Below are 15286 nucleotides of genomic sequence, written 5' to 3'. Positions count from 1 at the left end.
ATAGAGTATTCCGTGATCAGGTCCTTCAAATGCAAGCAAACCGAGAAGCTCGCCGGACGGCAGCGGGTTGCACGCTGGGTAAATTGCGAAGGCCCCGCGCGTCGCAAACTCGATCAGCTGGCAGCTGCGGTCGAATTGAGAGATTTGCTGGCTCCTCCCGGGAACCGGCTCGAAGCCTTGAAAGCTGACCGATTGGGACAGCACAGCATTCGCATCAATGATCAGTGGCGCATTTGCTTCACTTGGACTGCCGACGGTCCGGCCGACGTGGAAATCGTCGATTATCACTAGGCAGCAGACGGTAAAATCGAGAATCAGCATGGCTAAGAAACTTGCCCCCATTCACCCCGGTGAGCAATTGAGCGAAGAGTTCATGCTGCCGCTTGGGCTCTCTAGCAATGCCTTGGCGCGCGCCATTGGGGTGACCCCAGCCCGAGTCAACGAAATCGTGCGGCGTCGTCGCGGAATCACCGCTGATACGGCCTTGCGATTGGCTCGTTATTTCAATACATCCGTGCAGTTCTGGATGAACTTGCAGGCTCAATACGATATTCAGTGTGCCGAGGACGAAATCGGCAAAAGCCTGCAGAAGATCAAGCCGATCGAGGTTGCCGAGGTTTAGCCGCCGTTGGTGTGCTCCAGCCTTTCTGTCCAAGCCTTCAAAGCGCCGCCGCCAAAAAAAGCGCGACGGCGACGCTGGCCGCGAACGAAATCAGGATGCCAAAATGCACGAGTCAGTTTTGCATCGGCCCACCCGCGGCGTCCGGCGCAGTCCGGGCGGGCGCCTTGCGCCAGACTCCGCCCTCCGTGAACCGGCCCCAGCCCCAGCGCAGCCAGCCGAGCAGGGCGTTGGCGAGCCATAGCGCCCACAGCAGCATCAGCACACGGTAAACCCAGAGCGGGGCCGAGATCGCGCAGGCGGTCGGCAGGTTCTTTTCCCATCGGTCCTGGTACCACTGCAGCGAGCTCGCGTACGAACCGTTGCCGGCGATCTGCATCTCCGGGCTGCCGAGCAGGCCATGCGCGACGGCGGTGAACAGCAGGCCGAGCGCGATCACGGTGAGCAGCGCGAGCGCGCCTTGCAGCAGGTTGAAGCGCAGCCAGGAGCCGCCGGTGCCGGCGACCAGGCGCTCGCGCGCTCCGAGCGCGACGAGCCAGCCGGCGACGATCGCCGCGGCCCAGACCGGAATCTGCGACAGCCCGATCATCAGCAGCGCCCATTGCCAGAAGCGCAGCGGCGTCAGCCGCAGGCGCGCGAGGCCGGCGCTGACGATCACCAGCACCGCGAGCACGCCCCAGAACAGCACCGCCGGCCCGAGCCGCGGCCCGCCGACCCAGAGCACCCAGCGATCGGGCGGCAGATCGAGCTGCAGCCTCGCATTGACGCCGGGCAGGCCCAGATCGAGCGGCAGCGTGCGCACCTGCGCCGAAATCGCGGTGGACGAGCGCAGCTTGAGCGTGAAGTTCTGGCTGCCCGGATGGAGCGGCAGGATCAGCTTGCCGCCTTCCTGGCGCGCCGGCTGGCGCTGGCCGTCGACCCGCAGTTCCTGCACGGCCAGGCCTTCGGGCAGCACGAAGGCATGCTGGCCGCCCTGGCTCGCGCGCAGGCGAAAACTCAGCTCGTAGTCGGTCGCGCGCTGCGCCGGCGAAGTCAGCAGGCGCACCGAATCGAGCGTGACGGTGCGGCCCGGCACGCCGGCCGGACGGCTCACGCGCATCGTCAGCGTCTCGCCGGGCCAGGGCTGGAAGCGCGGCAGCCAGTAGTTCTCGCTTTGCCGGCTGATCGCGGGCAGGCCGTCGAAATCGGCATGCCAGAGCGGGCTGACGTCGAAGCGCCAGACCTCCACCGCATCGCCGCTCTCGGGCGCCTGCAGTCGCAGCTGCGGGCTCACCGGCAGGCGCGAGGTCCAGCTCGCCGTCGTCTGTCCGGGCGCGAGGCTCAGCTGCACGCGGCCATCGACGACGCGAACCGCATCGCCGGTGATCTGTTCGCCGGGCAGCAGCGGCACCGAGCCCAGCACCGGCGTGTGGGTGACGCCTTCGCGGCGGACCTCGGTTTCCACATCCCAGCTCAGCCCCAGGCGCAGCGTGCGCGTGACGATCAGCAGCGGCGGCAGCGCCTGCGCATCGTCTTCACCGCTGCCCATCGCCGGGTCGCCGGAACGGCTGCGCAGCAGCTGCAGCGAATCGGCGACCTGCCCCTGATCGCTCACGCCGCTGAGCAGCCAGCCACGCAGATTGCTCGTGACCAGGCGCGGCTTGAGCGGCAAGGGCAGCTGCAGCTGGTCGAAGCCGGCGAGGCTACCGCGAACGATCGCCTCGTGCAGTCCGGGCGGCAGCGCGACGAGCAGCTGGCCGTCGCCTGAGCGCAGCAGCGCGGCGGGCTGGCCGTCGAGCAGCAGCTGCGCGGGCTGCCAGATGCGGCCCTGGGTGCCGGCGCCGGCCGGCTGCAGCGGCAAGGGCGCCGAAGCGGCGGCGAGCGCGTCGAGGCTCAGACGCAGCGTGAGCGCGCCGTCGTCGCCGAGTTCGATGCCGAGCCGCGCGATCTGCACGCAAGCCGGAGCGCAATCGGGGGCGGCGAGCAGGCGATCACGCAGCTGGTCGAGCACGCGCGGCTCGGGCGGGCTCGGGGCGTTCGGAGCGACGAATTCGGAGGACGGTTCCTGCACCTCCTGCGCATGCAGCGGGTCCGCGTGGAGGGCGATCGCCAGCGCGAGCAGGGCGCCCGCCGCGCTGGCCGCGCCGACGCCGCGCAGCGTCGGCAGGCCGCGGCCGCCGAGCGAATCGCGCGTCCACAGCGCGATGACGGCGAACACCAGCCCGACCCCGAGCAGTTGCAGCAGGCGCGTGAGCCAGGGCGGCGACAGCCAGAGCCGGAACCGCTGATCGGCCGTGATCGGGCCGGACCAGCTCAGCTGCACGCGGTTCCAGCTCCATTCGGGCAGCCCCGGGCCGGTCTGCGTGAGCAGCTTGGGGTCGAGCCGCTGGATCGACTGTTGCGAGACCGACGCGCCGCCGTAGCCGCCATAGGCTTCGACCTTGCCGGCGGTGGCGAGCGCTTCTTCGGCGCCTCGCCGCACCATCTGCGGGGCCGGAGCGGGCATCGGCGCGGCGACCGGCTCGGCCTCCATCGCGTTCATGCCGGCCGGCATCTCGTCCGCAGCGGACAGGTCGAGATTCATCGACGAGGCATTCGCCAGCTCCAGCTGCGGATACAGCGCCAGCCGAAGCTGCTGCACCGCGAACGGCAGCGCGATCAGCACCACGATGGCGAGACTCAGCGCGCGATAGCGCGCGAGCCAGGCCGGCAACTGGCCAGTCTTGAGCGCTTCGGGCAGGGCGCGCGACAGGGCGATGGCCGCGATCAGGTTGAGCCAGGCCCAGCGCGGGGCGCCCGGCTCGTGCCAGGTCAGCGCGAGCGCGAGCAGCGTCAGCAATCCACCGCCGATACCGAACAGCCGAAACGCCGCGAAGCTCGCGACGAGCACGACGAACAGATCGAGCAGTGACCAGCGGCCGATCCAGGTCTGCGGCACGCCGTCGGTGCCCGAGGTGGCGAGCAGCCGCCAGCCCGGCGGCAGATGCAGGCTCGCCTCTACGCCTTGCAGATCGGTGTTCCAGCCGGCCACCGGCAGGCTGCGGCTGGCTTCGTCGATGCGGCTGTCGGCGACCAGGTCGAGCTGCCCGTGGCGCACTTCGACGCCCGCGGCGGCCTCGCCGATGCGCGTGATGAGCTGCGGCTCGCCGTCGACGAGCACCTGGCCGGGCGTCAGCGGGGCGGTGGCTTCGAGTCTCCAGCGGCTGTCGAGCCGGCCGTTGAGCCGGTCCTGCACGCTGTAGCCGCGGCCGTCGAAATCGAGCCAGATCTGCCGTTGCAGGCTCAGCTGGTCGTGCGCTCCGAGCGGATCGCCACGCTGCTTCTCGGCCAGCGTGAGCTGGGCTTGCGGAGCGAGCAGGAACGCCGGATAGCCGGTCCAGGCTTCCGGCATCGGCGTCTGCCTCGGGTCGATCGCCGGCGCGCCGCCGGCCTCGACGACGCGCAGGTCCTCGTGCGCGAGCAGCGACCACACCTCCTGGTCGGGCCAGGGCGCGGCATTGGCCGGCGCGGCGAGCGCCTGAACGGGCCCTGGTGCGCGAGCGGTGACTTCGATGCTCCAGAGTCCGGGCCGCAGCTGCACGTGCAGGCGGTTCTGCTCGTCGAGCCGCGCCGGCAGGCTGCCGCCGAGGCTCAGCGGAACGAAGCCCGGCGGCAGCACCGGCCCGATGATTTCGTCGCGCAGCTCGCCGGCCGCTTCGATGTCGATATGTGTGGTGAGCTTGAGCGGAATGTCGTCGTCGACGAGCCGGAACACTTTGAGGCTCAGGTGCCGGTCCGCGGCTGCGCCTGCCGCGGCGCGGCCCAGCCAGAGGTGGCCGCGATCGTCGCGGCCCGGATACGGGCGGGCGCTGCCGTCGACGCTCAGCGACAGCAGGCCGACGCCGGCCGGCACGTAGAGCGACTCCGGCAGCCGGCTCCAGCTCAGCTCGCCTTCGATGCGATGGCTGCCGGCCGGCAGCCACAGCGCCGGACGATCGCCGCGCAGTGCGACCGGCGCGGCGGCGCCGTCGCTGCGCACGCTCTGGGGCCAGTGCTCGGCGCCGCCGGGCAATTCGAGCCAGCCCGGCGCGTAAAGCCGCGCCGAGAGTTCGAAGCGGCCGCCGTCGGCGTCGAGCTCGAGCCGCAGGTTCGACGGCCAGGCGCAAAGCCGGACGGAATCGCTGCCGGGCGCGAGCGGGCAGGCGCGCTGGTCGAGTCCGCCGAGGCTCCAGCCGATCCAGGGCTTGAGCGGAGCGGGCACCTGCTCGTCGGGCAGAGGCGCGGCGCAGAGGCTCGTGGACGCCATCATCGACATCGACATCAACATCAACGCGACGAGCCTGGCTGTGAAAGCCGCTCCGGGTCGATCCGGGCCTGACGATTTCATTGTTGTTTTCCCCTGGCAATCGATGCGATGCAGCCTGGGTGCAGCCGTATCCGGGCTACACGTCGTTTCGAGTCGGCGAATCAGCCAACGAACGATAAGTCAGATACAACCGCAGATCGAATTCGATCTGGTGGTAGTCCGGCAGCATGTGGCAGCAGAGCTGGTAGAAGGCCCTGTTGTGATCGGACTCTTTGAAATGCGCGAGCTCGTGCACGACGATCATTTCGAGGAACTCGGGCGCGCAATCCTTGAACGTCGAGGCGATGCGGATCTCCTGCTTGGCCTTGAGCCTGCCGCCCTGCACGCGCGAGATCGCCGTATGCAGCCCGAGCGCGTTCTGGATCACGTCGAGCTTGTTCTGGTACAGCACCTTGCTTAGCGGTGGCGCGTTGCGCAGGTAGGACTGCTTGAGCTCGCTGACGTAGTCGTAGAGCGCCTTGTCGGTCTTGATCTCGTGGCGATCGGGATAGCGCTTCTGCAGGTAGCGGCCCAGGCGATCGTCGTCGATCAGGCGCTGCACCTGATCGAGCGTGGATTGCGGATAGCCGCTCAGGTAGCGCAGCGGTGAGAACGGACGGGGCTTCATGCGGCGACGATATCGCAGCGTGTCGTCGGCTGTCGTCGCCGGCGGGCAAGCCGGCTGCGGAGCCGGGTCAGCGCGCGCGACTCAGCAACCATTCGTAGATGCGCCGGTCCGCGAACGCCAGACGAGCGGATTCGACGTGGTCCTGATGCTGGTCGAGATGCACGCGATCGCCGTTCGGCCCATCGCCTGCGGGCCGGGAACGCAGGTTCGACAGGAACTCGGCCTCGCGCCGGCGCACGCGGTCGCCGATCGACAGCCAGGCCGGCTGGGGCATCGCCGGATCGGGCGGACGAGTCGGGTCGACCGACCACAGGGCGCTCCAGGCCTCGGGCTGGCGCATCGCCAGATCGAACACGCCGTTGCCGCCGAAGCTGAAGCCGCACAGATAGCGCGGCGAACTCGCGGCACCATGCTGCCGGCCCACCTGTTCGGCGAGCGCGAGCACCTCGTCCGCATGGCGATGCCAGATATCGCCGGGGACCGGCAACTGCGGTGCGAGCACGAGAAAGCGATCGAGCAGATCGCGAGGCGCTTGCGGATGCAGCGGGCCGTGCAGCGTGAGCGCGGCTTCGATCTCCATCGGCGCCGCTTCTCCGTGCCCATGCAGGAAACACAGCAGCGGGCGAGGCGAGGGCCGCGGCACCGCGGGCGCGCGCAGCACCGCGCGCAGGGGCGGGCCTTCGATCAGCTGCAGTTCGTTCGATGCGGGCATCGCGCCTCCGGCGTCTGGCTCACCGCCAATGTTCGCAGCTCGGGCGGGTGGTTGACAGCCCGCAGCCTGGCTGTCGCCCCGCGCCGATCGGCGCAGCGCTACAGCCAGGGCAGATGCTCGCCGGCGTCGTGCAAAGCGTTGCGGCGCGCGGTGTGTCGCACCACCGCATCGATCTCGGGCAGCAACTGCTTGCGCGTGCGCGCGGGCAGGGCGAATGCAGCACTGGCGAACGTGCCGCGCGCCCTGATCTCGAACTGGTCGATCACACGCAGCTCGCCGTTCGGCAGCGGCCGATTCTGCTCGTCGTCGACCGCGTAGCTGGTGATGCGAATGGTGTCGCCATCGACTTCGAGCTCGCTGAAGCCGTAGCGCAGCGTCGCGAAAGCAGACCAGTCGGCGATGTCGTCGACGAGTTCGTAGAGGGTCTGCCCGCCGCCGCCTTGCGTGAGCTGCACGTAGCCGTTGGCGAACGGGCGGCCGTAAGCCATCGGCTTCGAGCGCTCGTAGATGTGATCGTGGCCGACCAGCAGCAGGTCGACGCCGTAGCGCAGCAGGATCTGCTCTTCGAGCGCGACGAGCGTGAAGTTGGCCGGGTCGCGACCGTCTTCGCTGGTCCAGATCGTGTAGTGCTGGACGAAGACGATGAAGTCGATCTCGCCACGCGCACGGCGCAATGCCGCACGAGCGAGATCGAGCTCGATCGCGAGCAGCTCGGCGGCCAGCGCTCCTGCGCCTGCGAGTCCATCGAGCAGTGAGCCGCCGGTGCTCAAGTAGAAATGCACGCGGCCATAGTCGAAGCCATAGTGATCGTCTTCGCCGGGCATCGACAGCCGTGAGCGATAACCTTCGCCGCCACCGTCCTTGGCTTCATGATTGCCCGGGCAGGTCATCACCGGCAGCCTGGCGGCGAGCGGTTCGAGCATGTCGAAGTAACGGTCCCAGACCGGCTGATCGCCGTTGGCGTAGGATAGATCGCCCGCAATGATCGCAAAGTCCGGCGCGCGCGCAGCGACGCCCGCGACGACGGCCTTGCTGAACTCGGACAGCGCGTGGTCTCCGAAGTGCGCGAAGCGAAAGCGGCCGTTTGGTGCGGCGGGCAGTACATGGACTGCGGACCAGCCCTCGGCCGAGCCGACGCGGTAGCGAACCGCCTTGTCGGGGGCGAGGTTGGTCGCGGTCGCGGTATGCGTAATCGCCTCGACGCCGTAGGTTGCCTGCCGGCTCGCGAGCGTACGCTGCGGAAACGGCGCGCTCGCGATATCGGTGTCGTTCATGCCGTTCTCGACCGGACCGTATTCCAGATAGCTGTCGGGTGCTCGCGTGCCGTCGGTGAACCAGGTCAGCGTGCGGGTGCTCGTCGGATCGTCGATCCAGCTCGCGTGCAGGCCGCGCGGCGGTAGCGTCGCGACCGGCTCCGGCGTCGGCGGTTGCGGAGCGGGTTCGGTAGGTCCGCCGGGTTCGGGTTCGTCGATCGCTGAATCGGGGCTTTCGCTGCCGCAGGACACCAGCAGCGGCAAGGCGGCGAAACTCGCGCCGACTCGCAGCAGCCGGCGGCGCAAGGGATCGATGTTGGGCGCATCGAGCTGTTCTGACGAAGACACCGTGACTTCCCCCGGGAGTGCGTAAACCGCGCAGCCTAGGGGGAGTCGATGAAAACCCTTTGACAGGGCCGGCGCCGACCAAGGGATATCGGTGCCGACCGTGGGGTTCGGCCCGGTTTAGTGCGGGCTCGCGGTCGGACGCACGATCATCTCGCTCACGTCGACATCGGCCGGCTGCTCGATCGCGAAGCGGACCGCGCGTGCGATCGCATCGGGCTCGATTGCGACGCTGCGGAAATCGCGCATCGCCGAGCGCGCGCTTTCGTCGCTGATGGTATCGGCGAGTTCGGAGCTGACCACGCCGGGCGAAATCGTCGTCACGCGAATGCGATCGGTCTCCTGGCGCAGACCATCCGAGATCGCCCAGACCGCGTACTTGGTGGCGCAATAGACCGCCGCGGTCGGAGAGACCCGATGCGCGCCGATCGAGGCGACGTTGACGACATGGCCATGGCCCTGCGTGTTCATGATGGGCAACACCGCGGCGATGCCGTGCAGCACACCGCGAATGTTCACGTCGATCATCTGGTTCCATTCGTCGATCTTGAGCGCTGCGAGCGGAGACAGCGGCATCAGGCCGGCGTTGTTGATGATCACATCCACGCGGCCGTAGGCCTGCTGCGCCAGCCGCGCGAAAGTGTCGACTTGCGCATGCGAGGTGACGTCGAGCGTCTGCACCTGCAGGCGACCGCCGCCGGCTTCGACTTCTGCCTGCAGTTTTTGCAGGCGATCGAGTCTGCGCGCTCCGGCGACCACCTGCGCGCCTGCGGCTGCGAGCTCGCGCGCGATGGCTTCGCCTATGCCGCTGCTGGCGCCGGTGATCAGGATGACTTTGTCTCGGAGAGTTTGGGAATGCTTCGTCATGATGGGATTCGGGCTCCTGTGTCGAAAGGTTTGCGCGCCTTGTTGCGGAGCACACTGTCGGCTTTGGAGGCGGTTCGCGGTTAGACGAAAGCTGCGCGATGCTTGCCCAATTCTCCAGACGATGAATCTCACGCGCAGGGATGACAGGCTGCTTTTCAACCAGCCGCAAGGCGAGGACCATAGACTCATGACGATCCCCGCCTCTTTGCCGATATGAACGCCGATCTGGAGCAGCGCGCACAGGCATTCGCCGATGCGATCGGCCGCGCGATGCCGGACGACGGTCTTGCGCAAACCGCCATTCCGGGGCTGTGGCTGATCCGCAGCTCGCAGCCGACCGAGCCTTTGCAGGTGCTGCACGAGCCGGCCGTCTGCATCATTGCGCAGGGCGCCAAGCAGGTGATGCTCGCTGACCGGAGCTATGCCTACGATCCGGCCAAGTACCTCGTCGTCTCGGTGGATTTGCCGCTGTCTGGTCACGTCACTCAGGCTTCGGAGCAAGTGCCGTATCTATGCATGCGTCTCGATCTGGATCCGGTGCTGCTCGCATCCGTCATGATGGAGCGCGGCCTCGATCGCGCACGCGAAACCGGCATTGGTCGCGGCTTGCTGCTCAGCGCCACCGAACCCGAGCTCATCGATGCGTCGACGCGTCTGGTGCGCCTGCTGCAGGCACCGGGCGATATCGGCTTTCTCGCTCCGCTGGTCGTACGCGAAATCTACTATCGGCTCATGCTCGGTGAGCAGGGCGAATCGATACGGCGCATCGCGGTCGCCGAGAGCAGGACGCAGCGCATCAGCCGGTCGATCGTCTGGATCAAGACGCACTACTCGCAGCCGTTCTCTGTCGAGACCCTGGCCCGGCAGGCCGGTATGAGCCCGTCCGCGTTTCATCAGAGCTTCAAGGCCGTGACCTCGATGAGCCCGCTGCAATTCCAGAAGCAGTTGCGCCTGCAGGAAGCGCGCAGGCTGATGATCGGCAAGGCGATCGACGCGGCCAGGGCCGGGTTCGAAGTCGGCTACGAAAGCGCCTCGCAGTTCACGCGTGAATACAGGCGATTGTTCGGCCAGCCGCCGGCTCGCGATGTCGCCCGTTTCCGCGAGCGTGATGCAGGTGCGCTGCCGATAGCGGCCAATTCGATGCTCTGAGCATGCGATCGCGCTGCGATTCAGCTCCCTGCTGGCATGCATGCTGCTGAATACGGCACATCCCCAGTACAGGAGCGCCGCCATGCTGCCGACTCGTCGTGACTTGCGTTTCAGGATCGGGCCGGAGAGCGCCCGCCACTGGCACGTCGAGGGCGCAGCGCTCACCCATTTCGTCAACGCGATGTCGCTGACGTTTCCCGAAGGCGAGCGCTATTTCATCCACACGGTCCGGCATTTTCGCGAACGCATCCGATCGCCCGAGTTGGTCAAGGCGGTGACCGCCTTCATCGGCCAAGAAGCCATGCACGGGCGCGAGCATGAAGAATACAACCGCAGGCTCGACGAAGCCGGACTGCCGGCGGCGCAGCTGCAGGCCTTTGTCGCCGGCTTCTTCGACGTGCTCAAGCGGTACCTGCCGCCCGAGGCGCAGCTGTCGACGACGATTGCTCAGGAACATTTCACCGCGATCATCGCCGAGGCCCTGTTGACCGATCCGCAGCTCATCGACGGTGCCGATCCGAAGGTTGCGTCGCTCTGGCGTTGGCACGCGCTTGAAGAAATCGAGCACAAGGCCGTGGCCTACGATGTCTACCAAGCCGTGATGGGGCGCGGTGTGCGCGCCTATGCCCTGCGCGCTGCCGGCATGGTCGGCACCACCGCTGCGTTCCTTGCCCTGGTGCTCGGCCTGCAGGCTCGGCTGATGATTGCGGATCGCAGGCCCGGAGGGCGTGGCGGCTTGGCCCGCATGGCCCGCTTCATGTGGGTGTCCCCGGGCCTGTGGCCCAGACTCGCCAAGCCGTGGCTGGAATATTTCAAGCCCGGTTTTCACCCTTGGCAGAACGACAATCGCGAGCTGCTGACGCAGCTCGACGAGATCGTATTGAGAGCCGCGGCCTGATCGCCGAATTCGCCGCGCTACGATCACCACTTCACTGCCGGAGCGAGAGCCACCGGTGAGTTCGGGAACGAACGAGCGTGGACGAGCCTGACGCCCTGGTTGCAACGGGCCAATCAGTGCAGATCGAAAGGTGCCCGTGAAGTCGCCAATACGAGACGTGCGCCGACTTGTTCGGCTGCGGCCGCGAATGCGCTCAGGCAATCGGGTGTGCTCCCTTGCGGTAGCTCGAGGCTCCAGTTGGAGCCGTTGTGCGAGTGAATGCTGGGCCTGACGACGATCGGAGTGATCACGAATTCGGATTGGGCTCCGTGTTCGGCCGCGATGCGCCCCCGAATCGCCCGTTCCAGCGCCTCGATCGAGACTGCTTCTCGCATAACCATGATCCACCCCCACCGCATGCTGACAGGGGCGAATAGTGCACTGCCGCATTCTGGCTGGCAACTGAATGAAAATTCATAAGCCTATGTTCGCATTGACATAAAAGTGTCATGAAGGCTTCGTGGCCTCGATGACCGTACACGACGATCATTCTCGATACGCGGAGTCCGTATCCGGCCTCGGTATGGCCGGCGGCCGCGCTGGCACCCGGTGGCGATGTCAACACTGGCCTGGCAGGACAATCGTCACGAGGCCGATCCGCTGTGGACCGGAAGCGCGATCAGCGGCGAAGGCAGCGACCCCGACGATTGGCAGATTCGGCTGAGTCGCCTGCCTGCGAATTTCGCCCAATGGACGACGCCCGTCGAACTCGGTGTCCCCGATCGTGCCGATCGCCATCCCGCCGTTGCCTACAGCGCGCGCAATCGACTCGTCGTCGCATCGGATAGCAAGCCCCTGGATGCGTCGGGCGCCAACCTCGCCATCCAGTCGGCCTACAGCGATAACGGTGCCGACTGGAGCGCGCCCGTCGCGGTGTTCGAGGACACCGAAGCGATGAGCCGGTTTCCGCGCCTGGCCGCTGGTTCGGACGGTGAGGTCCGCGCGGCCCGGTACGACGGACGTTCGACCGATTGGCGTAGGCGTGTCGCCACCTCGGAGCTCGGCGCGGACGGCTCCTGGAGCGCTGGTCGCCTCACCATGAGTCCGAGCAGCAGCACTTGGCCTGCGCCGGCGAGCGATGCGCTGGTGTTTTCGAGCACGCGTGCAGCGAAGCGGTTACAGCGTGACCCACTCAGGAGATGGCGGTTCTGAACTCCGGCTCCTGACGGGCGAAGATCGGGAACAAGGGCCCGAGGCGCTCGCGCGAGCAGCTGCGGCCAGGGGGCAGCCAAACGCTGGGACCTCGGTGTTCAAACCAGCTTCGGGCAGTCAGGGTGCCGCGCTGGCCGGAGCCGCCGTGCCGGTTCTCTCGAGCATGTAGGTGACCGCAGCCTGCAGATCGGCTTGACTGAGCTTGGAGTCCGGCTCTGCTTTTGAACGTGGCAATCCGAGCTGGGCCGGCATCTTGCCCTTGCCCCTGCTCACCGAGGCAACGAGCGCCTCGACCGAACCGGCAGCTGCGAGGCGATCCGCCCAGACTTTGTCGCTGAGTTTCGGCGCCCGAGTGAAAAACGCGCCCGGACCGCCGCTGTGGCATTTGGCGCAGGCGCTCTCGTAGAGACCGGCACCGGTTTCATCTGCATCGGCGGCGCGAGCAGTCGACACGTTCGCGCAGAGCAGCAGAAGGCTCGGCAGGGCAGCGAAAAAGCTCGGTTTCGGGCGGGGGCGGGGCATGGCGAGCGAGTGGCCAAACTCATTTCGGAACGGTGGCGAAGGCATTCAGGGGCAAAACCCCGCAGGACGGGGCTTTCCCTTGTATCTGACACCGCATGGCATCGGCTCAATCGCCGTCGCGCATCTCGAGGCTGCGGTTGATGCCCAGTGCGACCAGCGTGGCGACCGCGCCCGAGGCGAGGTAGAGACCGACCAGGGCGACGCCGAACTTGGCGGTCAGGCTCAGCGCGATGAGCGGGGCGAAGCCGGCGCCGAACAGCCAGGCGAGGTTCGAGGTGTAGACTGCGCCGCTGTAGCGGTAGCGCGTGCCGAAAGCCGAATTCACTGCGCCCGAAGCCTGTGCGTGAGCGAAGCCGAGCAGGGCGAAGCCGATGATGATGAAGGCATAGGCGCCGCCGGTGCTGCCGGTCAGCAGCACCGGAATCGAGCCGCTGTAGATGGCGATCAGCACCGCGCCGATGGCCAGCGTCAGACGCCGCCCGAGGTGGTCGGCCACGATGCCCGAGGCCATCATCGTCAGCACCGCCGCGCCGGAGCCGATGATCTGCACGATCAGGATGTTCTTGATCGGCAGATCGCTGAACAGCAGTGCCCAGCACAGCGGAAACACGGTGACGAGATGGAACAGGGCGTAGCTGGCCAGCGGAGCGATGGCCCCGAGGAACATATTGGCGCTCTGGGTGCGGAACAGTTCGCCGAGTGGGGCCGGCAGCAGTTCGCGCTTCTTGAGCAGTTCGGTGAATTCCGGCGTGGCGACTAGGCGCAGGCGGGCGAACAGGGCCACCACGTTGATCGCAAAGGCCACGTAGAACGGGTAGCGCCAGCCCCAGTCGGTGAAGTCCGCGGGCGAGATGCTGGTGTAGACGAAGGCGAACAGTGATGCGGCCAGCGCGAAACCGAGCGGGGCGCCGAGCTGCGGAATCATCGCGTACCAGCCGCGACGCTTCTGCGGGGCGTTGAGGGCGAGCAGCGAGGGCAGGCCATCGGCCGCGCCGCCGAGCGCGAGGCCCTGGGCGAAGCGGAACAGGGCGAGCAGTACGATGGCCGATTCGCCGATGGCGTTGTAGCCGGGCAGGAAGGCGATGCCGGCGGTGGCGGTGCCGAGCATGAACAGCGCCGAGGTCAGCTTGGTGCCGCGGCCGTAGAAATCGTGGATGAAGCGGAAAATCAGCGTGCCGATCGGGCGGGCGACGAAGGCCAGCGCGAAGATCACGAACGACTGCAGGGTGGCCTGCAGCGGGGCGAGGTGCGGGAAGAACACTGCCGGGAACACCAGCACCGAGGCGATGCCGAAGACGAAGAAGTCGAAGAATTCCGACAGACGCCCGATCACCACGCCGATCGCGATCTCGCCCGGGGCGACCGGATGATGCTCCCCGGAATCGTGCAGCCGCCCGGTGCCCATCTGCCCCTGGTCCTTCGATGTCGAATGCGTGTCTTGAGTCGTAGACGTCATGTGTGGCTCCACCGATGTAACCCTGATTCCGCTAGCGTCCCGCGCGCCGATGCACTGTACTCCTCGCACCTGATATCAGGAACGCGCACGTGTCCATCCACTCCAACAGGGGCAGCGAACGATTACATAGCGACGGTGGCACCGCGATAGGACAAAACGTCCAATCGCGGGAGCTGAGCCAGCTGCTTAAAGTTCGCGCCTCCTAAAGTCCCACACGATTGCCATGTCCGTCCGAATGCTGCGTGCCCTGCTGCTCCTGCCGCTGATCACCCTGCTGACCGGGTGTGATTGGGTGGTCATGAAGCCCTTTGGCGATATCGCGATCCAGCAGCGCGATCTGATCGTGATCTCCACGATCCTGATGCTGCTGATCGTGGTGCCGGTCATCTTCCTGACCCTGTTTTTCGCCTGGCGCTACCGCGAGGCGAACAAGGCGGCGACCTACGACCCCGAATGGCACCACTCGACGGGCCTGGAGCTGATCATCTGGTCGGCCCCGCTGCTGATCATCATCGCCCTCGGCGCCATCACCTGGATCGCCACGCACACGCTCGATCCGTATCGCAAGCTCGACCGCATCGACGCCGCCCGCCCGGTGCCGGAGGACGTCAAGCCGCTCAAGGTGCAGGTGGTCGCGCTCGACTGGAAATGGCTGTTCATCTATCCGGACTACGGCATCGCCACGGTCAACGAGATGGCCGCGCCGGTGGACGTGCCGATCGATTTCGAGATCACCGCCTCCACGGTCATGAACGCGTTCTACGTGCCCGCGCTGGCCGGCATGATCTACGCGATGCCGGCGATGCAGACCGAGCTGCACGCGGTCATCAACAAGGCCGGCAACTACGAAGGCTTCTCAGCCAACTACAGCGGCCACGGCTTCTCGCACATGCGCTTCCGCTTCCATGGCCTGAGCGGCGACGAGTTCGACGGCTGGGTCGACAAGGTCAAGGCTGCCGGCGGTGCGCTCGAGCGCGCCGACTACATCGAGCTCGAAAAGCCCAGCGAGCGCGAGCCCGTGCGTTACTACGCCAAGACCGCCCCCGAACTGTTCGACGCCGTGGTCAACCTCTGCGTCGACCCGAACAAGATGTGCATGCGCGACATGATGGCGATCGACGCCGAAGGCGGCATGGGCCTGGAAGGCATCTACAACGTCGCGCACCTGCGCTACGACCGGCCGCGCATGCGCGGTGATGCGCTGCTGGCCCCGCGCCGCAGCTACGTCGCCTCGCTGTGCTCGGTCGACGAAGTCGCCCAGGCCTCTGCCGTGCTGTCGGCGCCGCGCTACGGCTCGGCCCGCTTCGCCCCTTAAGTCTTTCAATACGCGCACGTAGCGAGCT

14 protein-coding genes are annotated in these 15286 nt (G+C 66.9%); 6 read left to right on the top strand and 8 right to left on the bottom strand.

From position 1 onward, the window contains the following. Nucleotides 1–12 precede the first annotated feature (12 nt). Together WQQ_RS23975 and WQQ_RS21380 are read left to right on the top strand one after the other, a co-directional pair. Nucleotides 13–291: a type II toxin-antitoxin system RelE/ParE family toxin gene (locus WQQ_RS23975; protein ID WP_083844691.1), complete on the top strand. Its 279-nt coding sequence runs from the start codon at nt 13–15 to the stop codon at nt 289–291. A gap of 28 nt (nt 292–319) precedes the next feature. Then, nucleotides 320–622, top strand: a complete 303-nt coding sequence (locus WQQ_RS21380; protein WP_040455290.1) for a HigA family addiction module antitoxin — start codon at nt 320–322, stop codon at nt 620–622. A gap of 112 nt (nt 623–734) precedes the next feature. On the opposite strand, the gene WQQ_RS21375 is transcribed toward WQQ_RS21380, so the two are convergent. From WQQ_RS21375 to WQQ_RS21355, 5 genes are all read right to left on the bottom strand, one after another. After that, nucleotides 735–4964: a hypothetical protein gene (locus tag WQQ_RS21375; RefSeq protein ID WP_157534833.1), complete on the bottom strand. Its 4230-nt coding sequence runs from the start codon at nt 4962–4964 to the stop codon at nt 735–737. A 55-nt stretch (nt 4965–5019) separates the two neighbouring features. Then, entirely contained in the window at nt 5020–5550 is a 531-nt protein-coding gene (locus WQQ_RS21370) for a M48 metallopeptidase family protein (RefSeq protein ID WP_007187356.1), read from the bottom strand. A 67-nt stretch (nt 5551–5617) separates the two neighbouring features. After that, nucleotides 5618–6262, bottom strand: coding sequence for an alpha/beta hydrolase family protein (locus tag WQQ_RS21365; protein WP_007187355.1), 645 nt, complete (start codon nt 6260–6262; stop codon nt 5618–5620). A 98-nt stretch (nt 6263–6360) separates the two neighbouring features. After that, on the bottom strand, nt 6361–7863 hold the full coding sequence (locus tag WQQ_RS21360) for a purple acid phosphatase family protein (RefSeq protein ID WP_007187354.1): 1503 nt from the start codon (nt 7861–7863) through the stop codon (nt 6361–6363). A 117-nt stretch (nt 7864–7980) separates the two neighbouring features. Next, nucleotides 7981–8727 (bottom strand): SDR family oxidoreductase, encoded by a 747-nt coding sequence (locus WQQ_RS21355; RefSeq protein ID WP_007187353.1) that lies wholly within the window; start codon nt 8725–8727, stop codon nt 7981–7983. Between the two features lie 213 nt (nt 8728–8940). Here WQQ_RS21355 and WQQ_RS21350 point away from each other — a divergent pair, with 213 nt between their 5' ends. Together WQQ_RS21350 and WQQ_RS21345 are read left to right on the top strand one after the other, a co-directional pair. Next, entirely contained in the window at nt 8941–9876 is a 936-nt protein-coding gene (locus tag WQQ_RS21350) for an AraC family transcriptional regulator (RefSeq protein ID WP_007187352.1), read from the top strand. 82 nt (nt 9877–9958) lie between these two features. Continuing rightward, on the top strand, nt 9959–10774 hold the full coding sequence (locus WQQ_RS21345) for a metal-dependent hydrolase (RefSeq protein ID WP_007187351.1): 816 nt from the start codon (nt 9959–9961) through the stop codon (nt 10772–10774). 113 nt (nt 10775–10887) lie between these two features. On the opposite strand, the gene WQQ_RS21340 is transcribed toward WQQ_RS21345, so the two are convergent. Further along, a complete protein-coding gene (locus WQQ_RS21340) occupies nt 10888–11148 on the bottom strand; it encodes a hypothetical protein (RefSeq protein WP_007187350.1) in 261 nt (86 codons plus the stop codon). A gap of 220 nt (nt 11149–11368) precedes the next feature. Between WQQ_RS21340 and WQQ_RS21335 the strand changes: the two genes are divergently transcribed. After that, nucleotides 11369–11965, top strand: a complete 597-nt coding sequence (locus WQQ_RS21335; protein ID WP_040455285.1) for a hypothetical protein — start codon at nt 11369–11371, stop codon at nt 11963–11965. Nucleotides 11966–12082: 117 nt separating this feature from the next. Here the strand turns inward: WQQ_RS21335 and WQQ_RS23395 are convergent, their stop codons facing one another. Continuing rightward, nucleotides 12083–12532, bottom strand: coding sequence for a c-type cytochrome (locus WQQ_RS23395; RefSeq protein WP_085943168.1), 450 nt, complete (start codon nt 12530–12532; stop codon nt 12083–12085). A gap of 61 nt (nt 12533–12593) precedes the next feature. After that, nucleotides 12594–13943 (bottom strand): MFS transporter, encoded by a 1350-nt coding sequence (locus WQQ_RS21325; RefSeq protein ID WP_007187346.1) that lies wholly within the window; start codon nt 13941–13943, stop codon nt 12594–12596. Nucleotides 13944–14166: 223 nt separating this feature from the next. Between WQQ_RS21325 and cyoA the strand changes: the two genes are divergently transcribed. Next, nucleotides 14167–15258 (top strand): ubiquinol oxidase subunit II, encoded by a 1092-nt coding sequence (gene cyoA / locus WQQ_RS21320; protein WP_007187345.1) that lies wholly within the window; start codon nt 14167–14169, stop codon nt 15256–15258. Nucleotides 15259–15286: the final 28 nt, after the last annotated feature.

The organism is Hydrocarboniphaga effusa AP103, from assembly GCF_000271305.1.
In the GTDB taxonomy this organism is placed as follows: domain Bacteria; phylum Pseudomonadota; class Gammaproteobacteria; order Nevskiales; family Nevskiaceae; genus Hydrocarboniphaga; species Hydrocarboniphaga effusa.
The sequence above is the reverse complement of the archived record's forward strand: the minus strand, read 5'-3'. Positions and strand labels throughout refer to the sequence as shown.

Bases quoted from the DNA above. Each gene is read 5' to 3' on its own strand.
- WQQ_RS21380 (WP_040455290.1), top strand. From the start codon at position 320: ATGGCTAAGAAACTTGCCCCCATTCACCCCGGTGAGCAATTGAGCGAA.
- WQQ_RS21375 (WP_157534833.1), bottom strand. From the start codon at position 4,964: ATGAAATCGTCAGGCCCGGATCGACCCGGAGCGGCTTTCACAGCCAGG.
- WQQ_RS21370 (WP_007187356.1), bottom strand. From the start codon at position 5,550: ATGAAGCCCCGTCCGTTCTCACCGCTGCGCTACCTGAGCGGCTATCCG.
- WQQ_RS21365 (WP_007187355.1), bottom strand. From the start codon at position 6,262: ATGCCCGCATCGAACGAACTGCAGCTGATCGAAGGCCCGCCCCTGCGC.
- WQQ_RS21355 (WP_007187353.1), bottom strand. From the start codon at position 8,727: ATGACGAAGCATTCCCAAACTCTCCGAGACAAAGTCATCCTGATCACC.
- WQQ_RS21350 (WP_007187352.1), top strand. From the start codon at position 8,941: ATGAACGCCGATCTGGAGCAGCGCGCACAGGCATTCGCCGATGCGATC.
- WQQ_RS21345 (WP_007187351.1), top strand. From the start codon at position 9,959: ATGCTGCCGACTCGTCGTGACTTGCGTTTCAGGATCGGGCCGGAGAGC.
- WQQ_RS21340 (WP_007187350.1), bottom strand. From the start codon at position 11,148: ATGCGAGAAGCAGTCTCGATCGAGGCGCTGGAACGGGCGATTCGGGGG.
- WQQ_RS21335 (WP_040455285.1), top strand. From the start codon at position 11,369: ATGTCAACACTGGCCTGGCAGGACAATCGTCACGAGGCCGATCCGCTG.
- WQQ_RS23395 (WP_085943168.1), bottom strand. From the start codon at position 12,532: ATGCCTTCGCCACCGTTCCGAAATGAGTTTGGCCACTCGCTCGCCATG.
- WQQ_RS21325 (WP_007187346.1), bottom strand. From the start codon at position 13,943: ATGACGTCTACGACTCAAGACACGCATTCGACATCGAAGGACCAGGGG.
- cyoA (WP_007187345.1), top strand. From the start codon at position 14,167: ATGTCCGTCCGAATGCTGCGTGCCCTGCTGCTCCTGCCGCTGATCACC.